The organism is Chryseobacterium jejuense (genome assembly GCF_017877355.1).
Lineage (GTDB): Bacteria > Bacteroidota > Bacteroidia > Flavobacteriales > Weeksellaceae > Chryseobacterium > Chryseobacterium jejuense_A.
On the sequence record NZ_JAGIPR010000002.1, the window covers coordinates 85,924 to 103,047 of the forward strand.

Sequence of the window (17,124 nt, forward strand, 5' to 3'; positions counted from 1 at the left end):
TCATTTATTACTCATCATTTATCATTTATATCATAAGAACAGGCACAAAAAAATTATGAATTATTTTTTAACGTATACAGTGTATGTCCTCATTTTATCCGTATTAATGGGGATTTCAACATGGAAGTTGTTTAAGAAAATGGGGTACAGTCCTTTATTTGCATTTATCCCTTTCTATAACTATTTTATTATCCTGAAAGAGACAAAACATCCGAAATGGTGGGCCATCCTTTCATATCTTCCGATTGTAGGACCAATCATGATGTCTGTTTTCCATCTTTATTTAGTGAAGAAATTTGGAAAAACACTTTTCAAGGATCAGATCCTTACCGTGATTCTTCCGTTTATCTATATGGCAACCATCAACTATTCTAAAGATGTAGAACTGGAAGATGAAAATGCAAATGACCTGTTTCTTACCGATGAAGAAAAAGAAGCAAAAAAGAAAGATACATTTTTGGGGTCTATTACCTTCGCAGTAGTATTTGCAACCATTATTCACGTTTTTGTAACCCAGCCGTTCGGGATTCCTACAGGTTCCATGGAGAGAACCCTTTTAGTAGGAGATTTCCTTTTTGTAAACAAATGGAGCTATGGATACAGACTCCCAATGCGCCCAGTAGCAATACCATTCCTTCAGGGAACAATTATGGATACAGGGGAGAAAGGGAATCCGAAAGATGATCCTAAATCCTATGCAGATGGAATTAAACTGCCTTATACAAGAATTTTACAATTCAATAAACCACAGAAAAATGATGTAGTAGTTTTTAACTATCCTCAGGATTCTGTTCATACAGCAATCGATAGAAAAGACCCTTATGTAAAAAGATGCGTGGCTACAGCAGGTGATACTTTTGAAATGAGAGCCGGAAGACTTTTTGTGAACGGAAAGCCTGAAGCAGTTTTAGGAGATCAGGAAGTACAGCACAGATATATTGTAACTACAGATAGTCAGTTAGACATTCCTACATTATATAAAGCTTATGGGTTTTTGCCAGTAGTGGAACAACAGCAGAATAACGGAGGATTTATTTATGCTTTTCAAGGTCTGACAGATAAGATTGCTAAAGATATTAAAGAGCTTCCTCATGTAATTACGATGAATGAAGATGTTTCGGTGAAAGGAGAAGCTGCAATAGCTTATAGAGATGAAGCCAGAACAAAAATCGATACAACACAGTCAATTTTCCCTGTTAACAAACCTTGGAATCAGGATTGGTACGGACCAGTAAGAATCCCTAAAAAAGGAGACGTGGTAGCCATCAATAATGAAACGCTTCCCATGTTCCAGTGGATTATTTCTGAATACGAGCATAACAGCTTAGAAAAGAAGAATGGAAAAATCTTTATCAACGGAAAAGAAGCGAATCAATATACTATTCAACAGGATTATTATATGATGGTAGGAGATAACAGAGATGCTTCATTAGATGCAAGGTTCTTTGGTTTCGTTCCGGAAGAAAATATCGTTGGAAAACCAATGTTTACATGGATGAGTCTTCAGGGAGCTTTTGCAGACAGCAGTTCTTCGTATCAGGCACCATTCAAAATCCGTTGGGATAGAATGTTTAAAGCAACAAACACAGGAGAAGCCAATAAAACTTCATATTGGTGGATTGCTGCAATGATTTTAGTATTATTCTTCGGTTGGGAGTATTTCGTGAAATTATTCAGAAAGAAAAAAACAGAAGACGAATTATAAATAAAATTAAACTTAAAATAGAATGAAGTATTTGAAAAAATACTTCATTTTTGCATTATGAATATGAAGAATGTTTTATTGCCGGTATTTTATATGCCGCCGGTTTCATGGTTTTCAGTGTTTTTAGATGCTGAAAATGAAGTAGTATTGGAACAGTTTGAGAACTTTCCAAAGCAGACCTATAGAAACAGAGCCAATATCTATGGGGCTAACGGGAAATTATCTTTGATTATTCCTATCAATCATAACGGGAAAAGAGAATTTAAAGATGTTGAGATTTCTTACAGGGAAGATTGGAGAACACTTCACTGGAAATCAATTCAGACAGCATATCAGAGTTCTCCTTACTTCGAATATTATGAAGATAAGTTCAGAAAAATATTTGATCTGAAAGAAAAGTTTCTTTTGGATTTTAACCTCAAAGGGCTAGAAGCCATCCAACAAATACTGAAAACAGAAAAGGCACACTCTTTGAATGAAGAATATATCAAAAATCCGGAAGGGATCAGTTTTAGAGAAAAATTTTCCGCAAAACTTCCTTCAGAATTTGAAATGGAAAGCTATTATCAGACTTTCTCAGATAAATTCGGATTTTTAGAAGATTTATCGGTTTTGGATCTTATCTGTAACAAAGGCCCCGAATCGCTTATTTACATAAAAAATATAAAACATTAATAGAAGGTCGTCAATACCTAAATTTCATTGCGAACAAACGGATGACGGCTGTTATATGACTTTAAAACAAATATCAATATATGAAAAAGGTATTATTAGCTGCAGTTTTTTTGACAGGTTTAGGATTTTCCTTTGCACAGGAGTCAAAAACTAAAAGTACTGATCCAAAAGAAGATAAAAATCTAATGATGTGGTATCACAAAGATTTTGCCACTTCAAAAGTGTATGGTGTTAATACAGAAAATGCATATAAGTATCTGGAATCAAAAGGGTTGAAGCCTAAAACGGTAATCGTAGGAGTTTTGGATAGTGGAGTACAGGTAGATCATCCGGGATTGGTTAAAAATATGTGGAGCAATCCTAATGAAGTGCCTGGAAACGGGAAAGATGATGATGGAAACGGATATGTCGATGATATTCACGGATGGAACTTCATAGGAGGGAAAAACGGTGATATTGATATCGATAATATGGAAGTAACAAGAGTTGTTGCCAAATACAAACCTCTGTTTGAAGGAGATGACTCTGCAAAAAACAAAGCTAATCAGGCTAAAATGCCGGAAGACTTTGCTATGTACATGAAAGCCAAAGATCTTTTCACAAAGAAAAGTGTTGAGTCTCAGCAAAACTTCAGAACGTACTCTATGATTAATGAGCTGATCCCAAATATGGTGAAGCTGTTGGGGGGGAAACCGGTAACTGCAGAAAATATTGCTTCCATTAATAAGCCTACGGATCAAAAGGATGCCGTTGCTCTGGAAGTGTTAAGCCAGGTTTCTCAAAGCCCGGACTTTAAAGGAAAATCTTCTGCAGAATTTGAAGAGAGAATGAAAAAAGATATGAAGGAGGCTATCGATCATTTTGCTCCTGCAGCAAAGCAATACGACCTTTCATATGATCCAAGAAAAGAAATTGTAGGAGATAATTATGATGACTATTCTGAAAAGAATTACGGAAACAATCATTATGAAGGACCTGATGCAGAGCACGGAACTCACGTAGCCGGAATTATTGCAGGGCTTCCTCAAGGTAAAGAAATTCAGCACGGTATTGCTTCAAGAGTTGCTAAAATTATGACAGTAAGAGCTGTGCCTAATGGAGATGAAAGAGATAAAGACGTTGCCAATGCAATTAGATATGCTGTAGATAATGGTGCTAAAATTCTGAATATGAGCTTCGGTAAGCCTGTTTCTCCTGGTAAAAATGTAGTTTGGGATGCATTCAAATATGCTGAAGATAAGGGTGTTCTTTTAGTAAAAGCTGCCGGTAATGAAAATGAAGACGTTGCAGAACATTTAGCATATCCTACCAACTATAAAAATGTTAATGATGAAAAACCATTTGTTAATAACGTGGTTGTAGTAGGGGCAAGTACAAATGATAACAATGCACTTAGAGCAAGCTTCTCTAACTTCAATAAGAAAATGGTAGATGTTTTTGCTCCAGGGGAAAGAATTTACTCAACAGTTAAAGGAAGTAAGTATGAATATTTAGACGGAACATCCATGGCTTCTCCGGTGGTATCCGGGGCTGCAGCAGTTCTGTTGGCTTATATGCCGAATCTTAAACCTGACCAAATTATTGAGTCATTAAAAAAATCAAGCAATCTGAGTGCAACTAATGGATTCGCTGATTTTTCTGTAGCAGGAGGTGTTATAGATGTGAAAAAAGCTGCTGAATATGCTTATAATAACTTCTATAACGGAAGCAAAGCTTCTGTTGTTAAAAAAGCAATCAAAGCCGTTAAAAAATAATTATTTATAAATGATTGAAGTATCCGTTTTATGAACGGAAAACTTAGAGATATAAAGGAAAAACCGCGATATAATGCTGTTTTGCTTTCTTTAAAAAAAAAGCTAAAATATTCATTTTTAAATATCTAATAAAAAAGTCCGAAATTTTTCGGACTTTTTTATTTTTTAATTACAATTTTGGCACGGTTTTTTGTAACTTTATTGTAACAAAATAATAAACAACAAAATGAAAAAGTTACTACTTGCAGGGATGTTAGGAACATCACTTTTTGCAGTGTCTTGTTCCTCTGTGAATAACGCAGCTACATCTCAGAATCAAAGAGCAGATTTTCTTAAATTAAAAGGAGATTGGCAGATTGTGAGCATAGACTACGATAAAGGGTATAAAATTAAGCCTTTTGACGAAGGGGCGGATGCGCAGTGTTTCGTTGGAAGCCACTGGAGATTAATTCCTAACAACTGGACAGGTGCTTACACTCTGAATGGAGGAGGAAGCTGCCCGGCAATTACACAGCCTATCAAGTTTGAAATCAAGAATGGTGATACATTTATGTTTAAAAAAGTTCTTGCAGGTACAAAAGCAAAACAGAATGTAGCAGGTTATACTTTATCGGTAATCAACCAAAGTACAGATCAGTTTTCTCTTCAGCAAGACGTTCCGTTTGAAGGAGGAAGTGTAAAAGTTGTTTACAACTTCGAAAGAACTGGAATGAAATAATTTAAATAACATAAAAGATTAAAAAAATGAAATTTACTAAAACATACGTAGGAGCCCTTTTCTTGTCATCAGCATTATTATTGACAAGCTGTGAAGCGGTTCAGAATTCTAATCACCAACAAAGAGGTACTGCTGTAGGAGTAGCTTCAGGAGCTGTACTAGGGGGAATCCTTGGAAACAATGTAGGAAAAGGTGGAAACGGTGCTATTGGTGCTGTACTAGGTGGTATTATTGGTGGTGTTGCTGGTAACGTCATCGGTAACAAAATGGATAAGCAGGCTAAAGATATTAAAGAAACTTTACCAGGTGCTCAGGTAGAAAGAGTAGGAGACGGTATTAAAGTTACGATGAATGAAAGTATCGTAAACTTTGCTTTCGACTCTTCAAATCTTACTTCTGTTGCCCAGAGTAATTTAGATAAATTAGCTAAAGTATTGGTTGATAATCCGGATACGAATATCAATATCTATGGTCACACAGACAGCGTAGGTAAAGATGCATACAACGTAGCACTTTCTCAAAGAAGAGCAGATGCTGTAAAAGCTTATTTAGTAGGAAAAGGATTGGCAGGAAGCAGAATGTTCACTAAAGGTGAAGGTAAAAATATGCCGGTGGCAAGCAACGATACAGACGAAGGAAGAGCTAAAAACAGAAGAGTTGAATTCGCTATTACTGCAAATGAAAAAATGATTAACGATGCCAAGCAAGGGCAGTAATTAATTTAACATATAAATATTTTCGTAAAAGACCGCCCCGGCGGTTTTTTTTGTATTTTTATGCCAGTCAATTTTTAATTTATTATTTTTGTAATTGAAATAACATAAATGAAAAAATATTTAAAACTGCTCCGTGTAGAGCAATGGGTGAAAAACCTTTTTGTATTTGTCCCTCTATTTTTCTCCGGTAATATTACCAACCTTGATTTACTTACCAAAAGTATCTTTGCTTTTATCATTTTCTCATTCGCAGCAAGTGTTGTTTATATTCTTAATGATTATAATGACATTGAAGCGGACAGGAAACACCCTGAAAAAAGAAGACGTCCACTGGCAAGTGGTGCCATCTCAAAATCTACTGCAATAGGAATCCTCATAGGGCTCGTGATTGCAGATATCGCTTTTGTAGGTTTTGCCCAGCTGTATTTTCAGCAGCCGCTGTGGAAATTCGCAACCATTATTGCTTTTTATGTGTTGATGAATCTTGCGTATACTTTCAGATTAAAGCATGTTCCAATCATTGATATTTTTATCATTGCTATAGGATTTGTACTGCGGGTTTTGGCAGGCGGTTACATTACCGGGATCAGTATTTCCCAATGGGCGATCTTATTAACTTTTGTTCTGGCATTAGTATTAGCTATCGGAAAAAGGAGAGGAGAACTTATCAATGCGCAGGTTTCAGGAAAAACAAGAAAAGCTCTGGATGGTTATAATGTACAGTTTGCAGACATTGCATTGTCTATATCCATCACATTGGCGATTATTTGCTATCTGATGTTTACCCTTTCACCGGAAGTACAGGCAAGATTCCATGAAAGAGTATTTTATACCGTAATTTTCGTTGTATTTGCTCTTCTAAGATATCTGCAGCAGACACTGGTGTACAATAGAACAGAATCTCCTACAAAAATTGTGTACAGAGACCGTTATATACAGGTTACTTTATTACTTTGGGTGGCCACATTTTTAATTCAAATTTACTTTAAGAAATGAAGCCGAATTTCACACAGAAAGTTACAAACTGGGGTAATTACCCGGTAGTAGAAAAAGAAATGAGATCTGAAGACAGCTTCAAAAACATAAAAGAATTCGTACTCAACCACAATGAAGTTATTGCAAGAGGAAACGGAAGATGTTATGGAGATGCTTCATTGGGTGAAAGCATATTTTCTACCAAAAAATTAAATAAATTCATCAGTTTTGACCGCTTGAACGGGATTATAGAGTGTGAATCCGGAGTATTACTCTCGGAGGTGCTTGAAATTTCAGTTCAGCAGGGATACTTCCTGTATGTAACTCCGGGAACAAAATTTGTTTCCGTGGGTGGAGCTATTGCTTCTGATGTACATGGAAAGAATCACCACGCAGAAGGTTGTTTTTCAGAATATGTGATTGAATTTAAACTGATGGTTGAGAATGGGGAAATTATTACCTGTTCAAGAGAAGAAAATTCAGAAAAGTTCTGGGCTACCATTGGTGGAATGGGACTTACAGGGATCATTCTGACTGCAAAATTTAAGCTTAAAAATATAGAATCTGCTTATATCCGCCAGGAAAGTATCAAAGCAGAAAACCTTGATGAGATCTTTAAACTGTTTGACGAAAGTGAAAGCTGGACGTATACCGTAGCATGGATTGACTGTCTTCAGAAAGGAAAAAATATCGGAAGAAGTATTCTGATGAGAGGAGAACATGCTTTCCAGCACGAATTGCCTCAGAGTATGGCAAAAACTCCTTTAAGATTAAAGAACAAGTTACAGCCTACTATTCCTTTTTATTTTCCGGGATTTGTATTGAATGCCTTGACAGTAAAGATTTTCAACTGGTTGTATTATAAAAAACAATCCAAAAAAGAAGTTAAGAACTTTATTGATTATGAAACGTTTTTTTATCCTTTAGATGCCATTAATGAATGGAATAAAATCTACGGGAAATCCGGGTTCATACAATATCAGATGGTGATTCCGAAAGAATCTGGAAAAGAAGGAATGAAAAGAATTCTTGAAACGATCGCCAACAGTGGAAATGGTTCATTCTTAGCCGTGTTGAAACTTTTCGGGAAAAATAACCCGGAAGCTTATAATTCTTTCCCTGTAGAAGGGTATACACTGGCACTGGATTTTAAAGTAAATTCAAAACTTAAAAAACTGGTAGAGGAGTTGGATAGTATTGTTCAGGAGTTTGGAGGAAGAATTTATCTTACCAAAGACAGTATGAGCAGATCCTCATTAACCAATTATCTGAAAAACATTCGAAGTCCTAAATTTGTGTCTTTACAGCACAAAAGAATCTTAAATAACAACAACTCATAATGATAGTTCTGGGAAGTACATCTGAAGTGGCACAGGCTTTTGTGGAAAAAGCACTTCAGGAAGGAGAAAAGTTTGAAAAAATCTATCTTTTTACCTCAAATAAAGAAACTACAGAAAGGTTTGCAAGACATATTGATGTGAAATTTCTGCAGCAGTCCGAAGTAATAGAGCTGGATCTGTTGAACGAAATTGATTATAACAAATTTGATTATATCAATTCAAATGTATTATTTTGTGCCGTAGGATATTTAGGAGAAGGAACCGAAGAAGGCTTGTATGATAATAAGAATACAGAGCGTATTATTAATATCAATTACTCTAAACTGATTCCGGTAATGAACTATTTTGCCCATAAATTTGAAAGCAGAAGATCTGGAACGATCATTGGGCTTTCATCAGTGGCAGGAGATCGTGGAAGACAGAGTAATTTTATTTACGGAAGTGCAAAAGCTGCTTTTACAGCTTATCTGAGTGGTCTCAGAAATTATCTTTTCAGTAAAAAAGTACATGTACTAACGGTAAAACCTGGGTTTATGGCAACTAAAATGACAGAAGGCCTGCCTTTAAATCCTAAATTAACCGCAACTCCCAAGCAGGCAGCAGCTTGTATTTATAAAGCGTTCAAAAAACAAAAGAACGTGGCCTATGTTTTGCCGATTTGGAGTCTTATTATGATGATTATCAGGAATATTCCTGAATTTATATTTAAAAAGTTAAAGCTTTAAAAAAATGAAAAAGTTGTATTGTTTTGATTTTGACGGAACCCTGACGTATAAAGATACCATGTTTATGTATCTTAAATTCTATGATTCTACAAAATATAGAATACAATTTTTAAGACATGTACCGCTTTTCATTCTGCTGAAACTTAAATTAGCAGAAACCGAAAAAGTAAAGAAAAGTTTTATCGGATCTATCCTAAAAGGGCAGACGCAGGAAAAAATAGAACTAAAATCCAAGCAGTTCTTTGAATTACATTATCCTAAAATTGTAAGAGAAAATGCGCTGGATTTTATTCAAAATATCGATAGGAATAATACACAGAGTTTATTGGTAACTGCCTCTTTGGATATCTGGGTGAAACCTTTTGCCGAGGTATTGAAAATGCAGCTTGTTTCTACACGGGCAGAGTTCAAGAACGGTGTCTTCACAGGAAACTTCATTGGAAAAAATTGTAACGGTAAAGAAAAACTGGTTCGAATAAAGGAAGAAATCCACGATTCCAAGTATGATAAAATTATTGCATTTGGGGATACTTCAGGGGATAAGCCAATGTTGAAATGGGCAAATGAGGGACATTACCAATTTTTTCACTAATTTTGGGTGATAAAAGTGTAAAAAATGAAAAGTCTGTTAATTGCATTTGCAGCCATCCTGATGAGCTGTGCAAGTACAACATCATCTCAACAAAAATCGTCTGATATGCAGCAGAAAGCAGAACTTCTTGTAACCAACTCTCAAGGAGGTGCTGAAAGGTCAGGTTTCAGGATCATTAAAGATGAAAAAGAATACCTTGCTTTGGGAAAAAGTGGTTTTCAACTTGTGGAAGAGGGAAAAGATCCTGCAGCCAATTATCCGAAATTTCCAAAAGACAAGAAAGTTGTAGTATATAATCTGGGAAGCTTCAGATCAGGCAGCCATAGCATCAATGAGATTAAAGGAGTGTCTGTAAAGAATAATATCCTGTATGTAGAAGTTCCGGCTGGTGAGCCTTCCGGCGGAATGGAAATTCAGGTGCTTTCCAATCCTTGGTTCGTTTTTGCTGTTCCTGCAGATTACCAGTTTACCTCCGTAGAATTAAAATATTCAAAATAATAATGGATAAAATATATTTAGATAATGCCGCAACCACTCCGCTTGCAGAAGAAGTTATAGATGCAATGGTTGGTACGATGAAGATGAACTTCGGAAACCCGTCTTCAACTCATAGCTTTGGACAGGAGGCTAAAATACTTATTGAAAATGTAAGAAGACAGGTTGCAGACTATCTTCATGTAACTCCTGCTGAGATCATTTTCACTTCCTGTGGAACAGAATCCAATAATATGATTATCAAATCCTCGGTAGAACACCTTGGAGTAGAAAGAATCATCAGCTCGCCTTTGGAACATAAATGTGTTTCTGAAAGTATCCTGGATATGAAAGCGAGAAAAGGAGTAGAGGTGAATTATATCCGTCCTAATGAAAAAGGAGATATTGATCTTAATAAATTAGAAGAGCTATTAAAAGCTTCAGATAAAAAGACTTTGGTAAGCTTAATGCATGCTAATAACGAAATAGGAAATATCGTTGATATTAAAAAAATTGCCGCATTATGCAAAGCAAATAATGCTCTTTACCATTCCGATACTGTGCAGACCATGGCTCATATGAATCTTGATTTTTCAGATATTCCTGTAGATTTCGCTTCATGCAGTGCCCATAAGTTTCATGGACCAAAAGGTTCAGGTTTTGCTTATATCAGAAAATCAACAGGATTGAAAGGAATTATTACCGGAGGACCTCAGGAAAGAAGTTTGAGAGCCGGAACTGAGAACGTTTGTGGTATCGTAGGATTGGGTAAAGCGTTGGAGCTTTCTCTGAATCATATGAATGAATATACCCAGCACATGCAGGAAATCAAAGATTATGCTATCGAAAGGTTGTCTGCAGAAGTTAAAGGGATAAAATTCAACGGAAGAAGTGCTGAAAAGGAAAACAGTCTTTATACGGTTTTAAGTGCTTTATTGCCTTATAAAAACCCTTTAATTGGTCTTCAGCTGGATATGAAAGGTATTGCGATTTCCCAGGGAAGTGCATGTTCTTCCGGAGCATCTAAACCATCAATGGTTATGATGATGGTTCTTTCTGAAGATGAAATGGATCATTGTACGCCATTACGTATTTCTTTTAGCCACTTAACAACAAAAGCTGATATAGATGCATTAGTCAATGCTTTAAAAGAGATTTCAAAGGACTATGCTATAGAAAAAACTAATGTTGAGCATAGATAGCCTTATGATGTAAAAGTCGTAATTTTGAAGACTCAATAGAAGAATTGAAAACAAGAAAATAATATTAATTAAAATAAAAGAGACAAAAATGGCTTTAGAAATTACAGACAGCTCATTTCAGGATACGGTTTTAAAATCAGACAAACCGGTATTAGTAGACTTCTGGGCAGTATGGTGTGGCCCTTGCAGAACATTGGGACCAATCATCGAAGAAGTTGCATCAGATTTCGAAGGAAAAGCAGTAGTAGGAAAAGTGGATGTAGACAACAACCAGGAAATTTCAATGCAGTATGGTATTAGAAATATCCCTACAGTTCTTATTTTTAAGAACGGAGAAGTAGTAGATAAACTAGTAGGTGTGGCTCCAAAAGAGGTAATCGCTGAAAAACTAAGCGCTCACTTGTAAAAAAATAAGTTTGATAATGAATGCCTTCCACCATTGGGAGGCTTTTTTTTTGAAAATAATTTGCAGGTAATAAAAAAAGGTGTAATTTTGCAACCACGAAAAAGAAACGACGTTCTTTCAAACAAAAACATGATCCGGTAGTTCAGCTGGTTAGAATGCCGCCCTGTCACGGCGGAGGTCGCGGGTTCGAGTCCCGTCCGGATCGCATAAAGTTTTTCAATCACTTTTAAAAAAGATTGATCCGGTAGTTCAGCTGGTTAGAATGCCGCCCTGTCACGGCGGAGGTCGCGGGTTCGAGTCCCGTCCGGATCGCAGAAGTTTTCTCAATTTCTTTTTAAAAAAATTGATCCGGTAGTTCAGCTGGTTAGAATGCCGCCCTGTCACGGCGGAGGTCGCGGGTTCGAGTCCCGTCCGGATCGCAAAAAGTCTTCTAGAAATAGAAGACTTTTTTTGTTTTTCCAGAACCGGGAGTTTTAATTTACTTACATGAAGTATTGATTGGATTATTAAGATAGTCTTTCCCCTGAGGTGGCTGCACAAAGTAAGGCGTTCCGTAGGTATTTCCTGGACGGAAAAAATCAGTGGAAACAACCTGGGCACCGCTGCTGAAAGCTGCTTTGGAACGGGTGAAATCATTAACCTTAGCTTCATAGGTTTCAATGTCCGATCTTGTTCTTACCATATACCCCTGTTTTACCAGATCCTGGATTTCTTTTTGTCTTACAATAGCATTATCCCTTAATATGAATCCGGCAAAGGAATCCTCAGGTTCACTGTTCAGAAACATGACTCTTTCTTTTAGAGAATTATTAATAAGATAAGGATTGTTTTTAGAAGATAAAGTCCCTGCACTTCCGGGTAATAGCATAAAGATGAACTTTCCTTTGCTCTCATTTAATGTTGGCCAGTTGTTATGGGTAACAGCTTCTTTTAATGTGCTGTATTTTCCCTGAACATCTTTTGGGGTAATGATCTTATCTTTTCCAAGATATTTTACAATTTCAGCATCCAGATCATTATAAGCTTTTTTATCAAATGCTAAAACCTTTGTGCTGTTTTCGAGAATCGGGAATCCTGAATCCTTTGCTTCAATCATCATAAAGACAGGAGTGTGTCCGGGATGCTGATCTGACCATGTTCGAAGAGTTGTAAGAGCATCTTTCAAAGTAGGATAATGGGTTCTGAAATCAATATCTGCCATGTGTAATACTTTAAAACCGGGTTGATCCAATCCTTTCGTGCTAAAAGGAGCTAAATCTGTTACCCCTTTCGCTTTTAAAACTTCATAAGAGGCAGGATGGCTGAATCTATTGCCTTCAGGATCATAATAAACATCTATTTCCAACCCGCGGAGATTGGCATTAAGCTGTTCAGTGAAATCAGGATGGTTATAGTTTAATCCCTCTTTTAAATCCATTCCGTTGGGGTGATATTCTTTGAACTTCGCTTTTTGTTCTTCAGACATCATACTGTCATATTTCTGCATCATTCCTTTAATGATTGGAGTGACCATATCCAAAACTTTGGGATCTACTGGTTGAGCATATGAATTATGTGTTCCTACAATCTGCAGCTGATTGATTTTTGGATTCTGACATTGATTCTGTGCTTGTAATAATGCTGTCATACAAAATGCAGCTCCGTATATATACTTTTTCATTGATGAATAAAATTTTCTGATTAGAAGTTGTAAGTGAATCCCATTTGTCCGCGCATTCCTGAATAGGAAATATTCTCTACACGGTCCTTAGCTCCCATATAGTAGCGGTTGGGTTCATTAAAAATATTGTTAAGTTCTAAAAATAGCCTGACTTTCTTTGAAATGCTGTAGGAAGTAGAAAGATCTACCGTGAAGTTTTTATCAAAATATTGGTAATGATCTGCGCCTGCCGCAGCTCTGATCTCACTTACATAGTTTCCTTTATAATTCCCGGCAACCCGAAGCATCAGCTTGCTGGTTTCATAAAATAATATGGTGTTGAAGATATGTTTGGCCTGATTAGGAATGGTAGTAGACATGGTTCCGGTCTGCTGGCCATTTTCATAGATTGGCATATTCATTTTGGAAGAGATATAGGTATAATTTCCCTCAAAACCCAAATTTTTCAAAAATCCCGGCAGGTTTTCAAAACGCTTGGAGATTCCAAATTCAAAACCAAATAATTTTGCCCCTTCCAGGTTTTTAGGAGCAGTGAAGGTGTAGGTTCTGCCACCAATATCCGTCACCGACTGATCTTTATAAATCAGATTGGTAATATCTTTGTAAAATACTCCGGCGGTAATAAGGTCCAGCTTTCCAAAATAGTTCTCAAACATAAGATCAAAGTTGTTGGAATAGGTAGGATTGAGTTTAGTATTTCCCTGAGTGATGATGTTGGTAATGTCGTTTACAATGGTTCCAGGGTTCAGATCATTGAAATCTGGTCTTGCAAAAGAACGGGTGTAAGCTAATCGTAGAATACGATCATTGCTGATATTCCATTTTAAATTGACCATAGGAAGCACAACATTATAGGTTTTGCTGTCTTTAATATCTTCCGTTTTATTATCCTTGTCTGAAACTACCTTTTTTCCCCAGAATGTAACGTCATTATATTCATTTCTGAAACCACCCAATACCTGAAGTTTATCGGTCACTTTCCAGGTTCCCATCATATAAGCTGCCCAAACATTTTCGGTTCCACGGTAAGAACTGGTGATATTGGAGCTGCTGTTTTTAGAGCTTACTTGCGTCAGTCCTAAGCTATTCTGTGTAGCGGGATTGTACATCTGATCGATCTGTCCATTGGTAATCTGATCGATGATAGCGGAATTATAAGGGTTTCCGAGAGGGTTCATAAAACCGCCTCTGTATGGAAATGCTTCACGTTCAAGTTGACTCAGATAGGTTATGGGAGCTCCGGGAATTCCAAGAGAAGATTTAGGCATCCATACCAGTAAAGAACTGTCGACGTTTTTGTTTTTATTGTTATATTTTGTTCCGAATTTAAGTTCAAAATTATCAGACACTTTATACTTTAGATCTACCTGTCCTCTGAGATCTGTTTCACTATTGTGGTTTTGGCTGAGTATAATTTGGTTTAATTTTAGTTTATCCGCTGCTATCATCTGTTGGTTATAAGGCTGAGTATAACTTCCGGTATCTCCAATACCATCCGGAGCATCCATCGCCATATATTTTCTTCCATCCACAGAAAGATTTCCATAGGTCATAGGCTGTACAAAATTAACCATAGGATAACCTCTTTCATTTTTGTCTAAATTCTCAGGAGAATTGAATCTGAACTCTGAGCGGGCTTTTGATAAAGACCAGTTTACTTCCAGGCGTTGCCCCACCTGATGATTTCCACCCAGCTGCATAGAATACAGGTCGGTAAGATAATCTGCATGGCGGGCCTGAAGCGTTACATTTTTATTGTCAAAATTAAAATAGGTTTCTCTTACCGATTGCCCGTCCTTGTATTGGCTGTATAAACCTTTAAAATATAATTTATTCCTGCTGTTTATCTCATAATCCAGACCTAGATTAAATCCCAGCGTTCTCCGGTTGGCCAGATAATCACGAAGCTGCAGCTGATTGATAGAGTAGGAGGCTGTTTTGTCTTTCAGTCCGTAGTTGAAAATATTTCTCATCTGATCTATAGCGGTAGAACGCTCCCAGATAACCGCAGAAGAAATAAATTTCAGTTTATCGGTAATCTTGTTTCCGTAGACAATGGAAGAGTTATACGTTGGGGATTTCGACATATTAACATATCCGGAAGACATACTAATGGCTAACGTTTCCTTATTGGGAGAAGTTTTGGTAATGAAATCTACATTTCCACCAATAGCATCTCCATCCAGATCAGGAGTTAAGGCCTTAGATAGGCGTACATTCTGAATAAGTTCCGAAGGAAAAATGTCCATTTGAACCCCACGGTTGGCATTATCACCGCTTGCACTAGGCATTCTGTTGCCATTTAAAGTAGAAGCAGTCCATTGTATAGGAGTTCCTCTTACAGCTACAAAGCGTCCTTCTCCCATATCGCGCTCAATAGATACTCCCTGCATTCGTTGTACAGCATCAGCGGCGTTACGGTCCGGAAGTTTTCCAATAGCATCTGCAGAGAGTACTTCTGTGATGGTATTGGAGTTTTTCTTCATTGTAATGGCCCTTGCTTGCGAGGCTTTGTACACGCTGGTAACCACTACTTCCTGAATACTGTTTTCTTTAAGTTTAGTACCGAATTTAACCAATCCAAGATCAACTTCCTTTTTATCTGTTACATTGAAAGGAATGTAAATAGTATCATATCCCTTGTATTCTACGATAAGTTTGTAGCTCCCATCATGAACATTACTCAGAACAAACGATCCATCAGTATTGGAAGTGACCTTTTGTCCACTGTTTTCAATATAAACCAGCGCATTGGGAAGGTTTCCCTGGCTGTCTACTACAGTTCCGTGAACTGAGGTCTGTGCAAAGGCTAAAGGGCCTAAAAGAAAAAATGCTGCTTTTGTTAGAAAAAGACTTTCTCGTGACATCTTAGTGAAATTTTATGCAAAGATGCCAGCTCATCAAAAAGTTTTAGTTCATTTAAATTTTATACTACTTTTTCTGTTGAGTTCGTGATGAACTGTATTGTAAATCAAGTATTTACTAATGTTAAATAATTGTAACTTAGTGAACAAGCTGAGATGGCAGACAGTCAAATTCCTTCTTAAAATATTTATAAAAAGTAGATTTGGATTTAAAACCACATTGAAAAGCAAGATCAATAACACTGGCAGAAGGATCCTCAGACAAAATCTGTTTAAAATGTTGAATACGGTTTCGGTTAGTATATTCGTGGAAATTGGTGTTGAGGTGTTTATTAAAGGTGATGCTGAGATCGGCTTTGCTTATTTTTAAATGGCTGGAAAGTTGATCCAAGGTAAATTCTTCATCCAGATAAACAAGGCTTTCCTGATAAAACGTGACAATAGCGTTCTGTACGGTATCAAAATCTATTTTTGAAAGATCTTTATACTGATAAGTTTCTTTAGGAGCTGAAAACTGAGGTGTATTCTGTTGTTCCAGGAGTCTGTGCTGGTACGTTAAAATATAAACATACAAAATCCATCCGAACTGGAAAAGGAATAGCAGATTGTAGATTTTCTGATAGATCAGAGTATTCCAGCCCAATTGATAAACAGCCCAAAATACAAGCACTCCTATTAATACATAACAAACCAGATAACGGAAATTGCTGGCTACCGGATGAGTAATGTTTTTACGGTATTTTGTCAGAAAATAGATGCAGGTAACAAGACATGCCACCCAATAAGAACTGTAATAAGTGAAATAAGCCTGATAAGATCTGATGGCCATATCTGCCCATGATAGATCTAAGATTTTTGCTGTAAGAGCAATGACATGATGAACAACCACTAATGTGAGCGGAAAGATCAGGTATTTAAGCTTGTCTCCCCATTTTGCATGAATTAAATAGGCTGAAATATATAAAAAAATCAGTCCTTTAAAAACACGAAGACTTCCCGGGATTTCATACAGAACAGATTCATAGCCAAATCTTTGGATGATGAAATATTCATATCCCATATCCAATGCAACGACTCCGATATACAATAACAGCATATTCAGAACAGATTCCCTGTTTTTGATGAGATAGAGTAATAAGGTGAGGGTGATAAGTGCCTGTAGTACAACTACCATAATGATGTATAACATGATAACTGATATTTTGTCAAAATTATAGATAATAAGGGTAGGGTATCTTTAACAAATTATTAAATATCAGCCAGACAATGAATGATTGGGTGTTTTGTAAAATCGGATACTTATTATTACCTTAGCAAT

General features: G+C 36.6%; 15 protein-coding genes and 3 tRNA genes. 15 read left to right on the forward strand and 3 right to left on the reverse strand.

Features of this window, described 5'->3' with window-relative positions:
• Positions 1–55 precede the first annotated feature (55 nt).
• The 15 genes from lepB to J2772_RS04220 all read left to right on the forward strand — a co-directional run bounded on the left by lepB (position 56) and on the right by J2772_RS04220 (position 11,701).
• The gene (gene lepB, locus J2772_RS04150) at positions 56–1,705 is read left to right on the forward strand and encodes a signal peptidase I (RefSeq protein WP_209913601.1); all 1,650 of its coding nucleotides are present in this window, start codon (positions 56–58) and stop codon (positions 1,703–1,705) included.
• A 57-nt stretch (positions 1,706–1,762) separates the two neighbouring features.
• Entirely contained in the window at positions 1,763–2,380 is a 618-nt protein-coding gene (locus tag J2772_RS04155) for a WbqC family protein (protein WP_410494384.1), read from the forward strand.
• An 80-nt stretch (positions 2,381–2,460) separates the two neighbouring features.
• Positions 2,461–4,134: a S8 family serine peptidase gene (locus J2772_RS04160; protein WP_209913604.1), complete on the forward strand. Its 1,674-nt coding sequence runs from the start codon at positions 2,461–2,463 to the stop codon at positions 4,132–4,134.
• Between the two features lie 226 nt (positions 4,135–4,360).
• Entirely contained in the window at positions 4,361–4,852 is a 492-nt protein-coding gene (locus tag J2772_RS04165; RefSeq protein WP_045494128.1) for a lipocalin family protein, read from the forward strand.
• A 26-nt stretch (positions 4,853–4,878) separates the two neighbouring features.
• Positions 4,879–5,568, forward strand: coding sequence for an OmpA family protein (locus J2772_RS04170; protein WP_209913606.1), 690 nt, complete (start codon positions 4,879–4,881; stop codon positions 5,566–5,568).
• A gap of 108 nt (positions 5,569–5,676) precedes the next feature.
• Positions 5,677–6,564 carry a decaprenyl-phosphate phosphoribosyltransferase gene (locus J2772_RS04175; RefSeq protein ID WP_209913608.1) on the forward strand — a complete coding sequence of 296 codons (888 nt, stop codon included), beginning with the start codon at positions 5,677–5,679 and terminating at the stop codon, positions 6,562–6,564.
• On the forward strand, positions 6,561–7,883 hold the full coding sequence (locus J2772_RS04180) for an FAD-binding oxidoreductase (protein WP_209913610.1): 1,323 nt from the start codon (positions 6,561–6,563) through the stop codon (positions 7,881–7,883). The genes J2772_RS04175 and J2772_RS04180 overlap by 4 nt, the downstream gene beginning before the upstream one ends.
• Complete coding sequence (locus J2772_RS04185) at positions 7,883–8,608, forward strand: SDR family NAD(P)-dependent oxidoreductase (protein WP_209913612.1); 726 nt, start codon at positions 7,883–7,885, stop codon at positions 8,606–8,608. Before J2772_RS04180 ends, J2772_RS04185 begins: the two co-directional genes overlap by 1 nt.
• 4 nt (positions 8,609–8,612) lie before the next feature.
• A complete protein-coding gene (locus J2772_RS04190) occupies positions 8,613–9,200 on the forward strand; it encodes an HAD family hydrolase (protein WP_209913614.1) in 588 nt (195 codons plus the stop codon).
• A gap of 24 nt (positions 9,201–9,224) precedes the next feature.
• Complete coding sequence (locus J2772_RS04195; RefSeq protein WP_209913617.1) at positions 9,225–9,698, forward strand: hypothetical protein; 474 nt, start codon at positions 9,225–9,227, stop codon at positions 9,696–9,698.
• A 2-nt stretch (positions 9,699–9,700) separates the two neighbouring features.
• Positions 9,701–10,876: a cysteine desulfurase family protein gene (locus J2772_RS04200; protein ID WP_209913619.1), complete on the forward strand. Its 1,176-nt coding sequence runs from the start codon at positions 9,701–9,703 to the stop codon at positions 10,874–10,876.
• Between the two features lie 88 nt (positions 10,877–10,964).
• A complete protein-coding gene (gene trxA / locus J2772_RS04205) occupies positions 10,965–11,282 on the forward strand; it encodes a thioredoxin (protein WP_027374941.1) in 318 nt (105 codons plus the stop codon).
• Between the two features lie 131 nt (positions 11,283–11,413).
• Positions 11,414–11,487 (forward strand) — tRNA-Asp (locus J2772_RS04210).
• 33 nt (positions 11,488–11,520) lie between these two features.
• Positions 11,521–11,594: transfer RNA gene (locus J2772_RS04215), tRNA-Asp, on the forward strand.
• A gap of 33 nt (positions 11,595–11,627) precedes the next feature.
• Positions 11,628–11,701, forward strand: a tRNA-Asp gene (locus J2772_RS04220).
• A 59-nt stretch (positions 11,702–11,760) separates the two neighbouring features.
• Here J2772_RS04220 and J2772_RS04225 read toward each other — a convergent pair.
• The 3 genes from J2772_RS04225 to J2772_RS04235 all read right to left on the reverse strand — a co-directional run bounded on the left by J2772_RS04225 (position 11,761) and on the right by J2772_RS04235 (position 16,995).
• Positions 11,761–12,942 (reverse strand): phosphatidylinositol-specific phospholipase C domain-containing protein, encoded by a 1,182-nt coding sequence (locus J2772_RS04225; protein WP_209913621.1) that lies wholly within the window; start codon positions 12,940–12,942, stop codon positions 11,761–11,763.
• Between the two features lie 20 nt (positions 12,943–12,962).
• Positions 12,963–15,809 (reverse strand): TonB-dependent receptor, encoded by a 2,847-nt coding sequence (locus tag J2772_RS04230; RefSeq protein WP_209913623.1) that lies wholly within the window; start codon positions 15,807–15,809, stop codon positions 12,963–12,965.
• A gap of 136 nt (positions 15,810–15,945) precedes the next feature.
• Positions 15,946–16,995: a helix-turn-helix transcriptional regulator gene (locus J2772_RS04235; RefSeq protein WP_209913626.1), complete on the reverse strand. Its 1,050-nt coding sequence runs from the start codon at positions 16,993–16,995 to the stop codon at positions 15,946–15,948.
• Positions 16,996–17,124 lie beyond the last annotated feature (129 nt).

Excerpts from the sequence above, each read along its gene's own strand:
- lepB (WP_209913601.1), top strand. The coding sequence starts at position 56 with ATGAATTATTTTTTAACGTATACAGTGTATGTCCTCATTTTATCCGTA.
- J2772_RS04155 (WP_410494384.1), top strand. The coding sequence starts at position 1,763 with ATGAATATGAAGAATGTTTTATTGCCGGTATTTTATATGCCGCCGGTT.
- J2772_RS04160 (WP_209913604.1), top strand. The coding sequence starts at position 2,461 with ATGAAAAAGGTATTATTAGCTGCAGTTTTTTTGACAGGTTTAGGATTT.
- J2772_RS04165 (WP_045494128.1), top strand. The coding sequence starts at position 4,361 with ATGAAAAAGTTACTACTTGCAGGGATGTTAGGAACATCACTTTTTGCA.
- J2772_RS04170 (WP_209913606.1), top strand. The coding sequence starts at position 4,879 with ATGAAATTTACTAAAACATACGTAGGAGCCCTTTTCTTGTCATCAGCA.
- J2772_RS04175 (WP_209913608.1), top strand. The coding sequence starts at position 5,677 with ATGAAAAAATATTTAAAACTGCTCCGTGTAGAGCAATGGGTGAAAAAC.
- J2772_RS04180 (WP_209913610.1), top strand. The coding sequence starts at position 6,561 with ATGAAGCCGAATTTCACACAGAAAGTTACAAACTGGGGTAATTACCCG.
- J2772_RS04185 (WP_209913612.1), top strand. The coding sequence starts at position 7,883 with ATGATAGTTCTGGGAAGTACATCTGAAGTGGCACAGGCTTTTGTGGAA.
- J2772_RS04190 (WP_209913614.1), top strand. The coding sequence starts at position 8,613 with ATGAAAAAGTTGTATTGTTTTGATTTTGACGGAACCCTGACGTATAAA.
- J2772_RS04195 (WP_209913617.1), top strand. The coding sequence starts at position 9,225 with ATGAAAAGTCTGTTAATTGCATTTGCAGCCATCCTGATGAGCTGTGCA.
- J2772_RS04200 (WP_209913619.1), top strand. The coding sequence starts at position 9,701 with ATGGATAAAATATATTTAGATAATGCCGCAACCACTCCGCTTGCAGAA.
- trxA (WP_027374941.1), top strand. The coding sequence starts at position 10,965 with ATGGCTTTAGAAATTACAGACAGCTCATTTCAGGATACGGTTTTAAAA.
- J2772_RS04225 (WP_209913621.1), bottom strand. The coding sequence starts at position 12,942 with ATGAAAAAGTATATATACGGAGCTGCATTTTGTATGACAGCATTATTA.
- J2772_RS04230 (WP_209913623.1), bottom strand. The coding sequence starts at position 15,809 with ATGTCACGAGAAAGTCTTTTTCTAACAAAAGCAGCATTTTTTCTTTTA.
- J2772_RS04235 (WP_209913626.1), bottom strand. The coding sequence starts at position 16,995 with ATGTTATACATCATTATGGTAGTTGTACTACAGGCACTTATCACCCTC.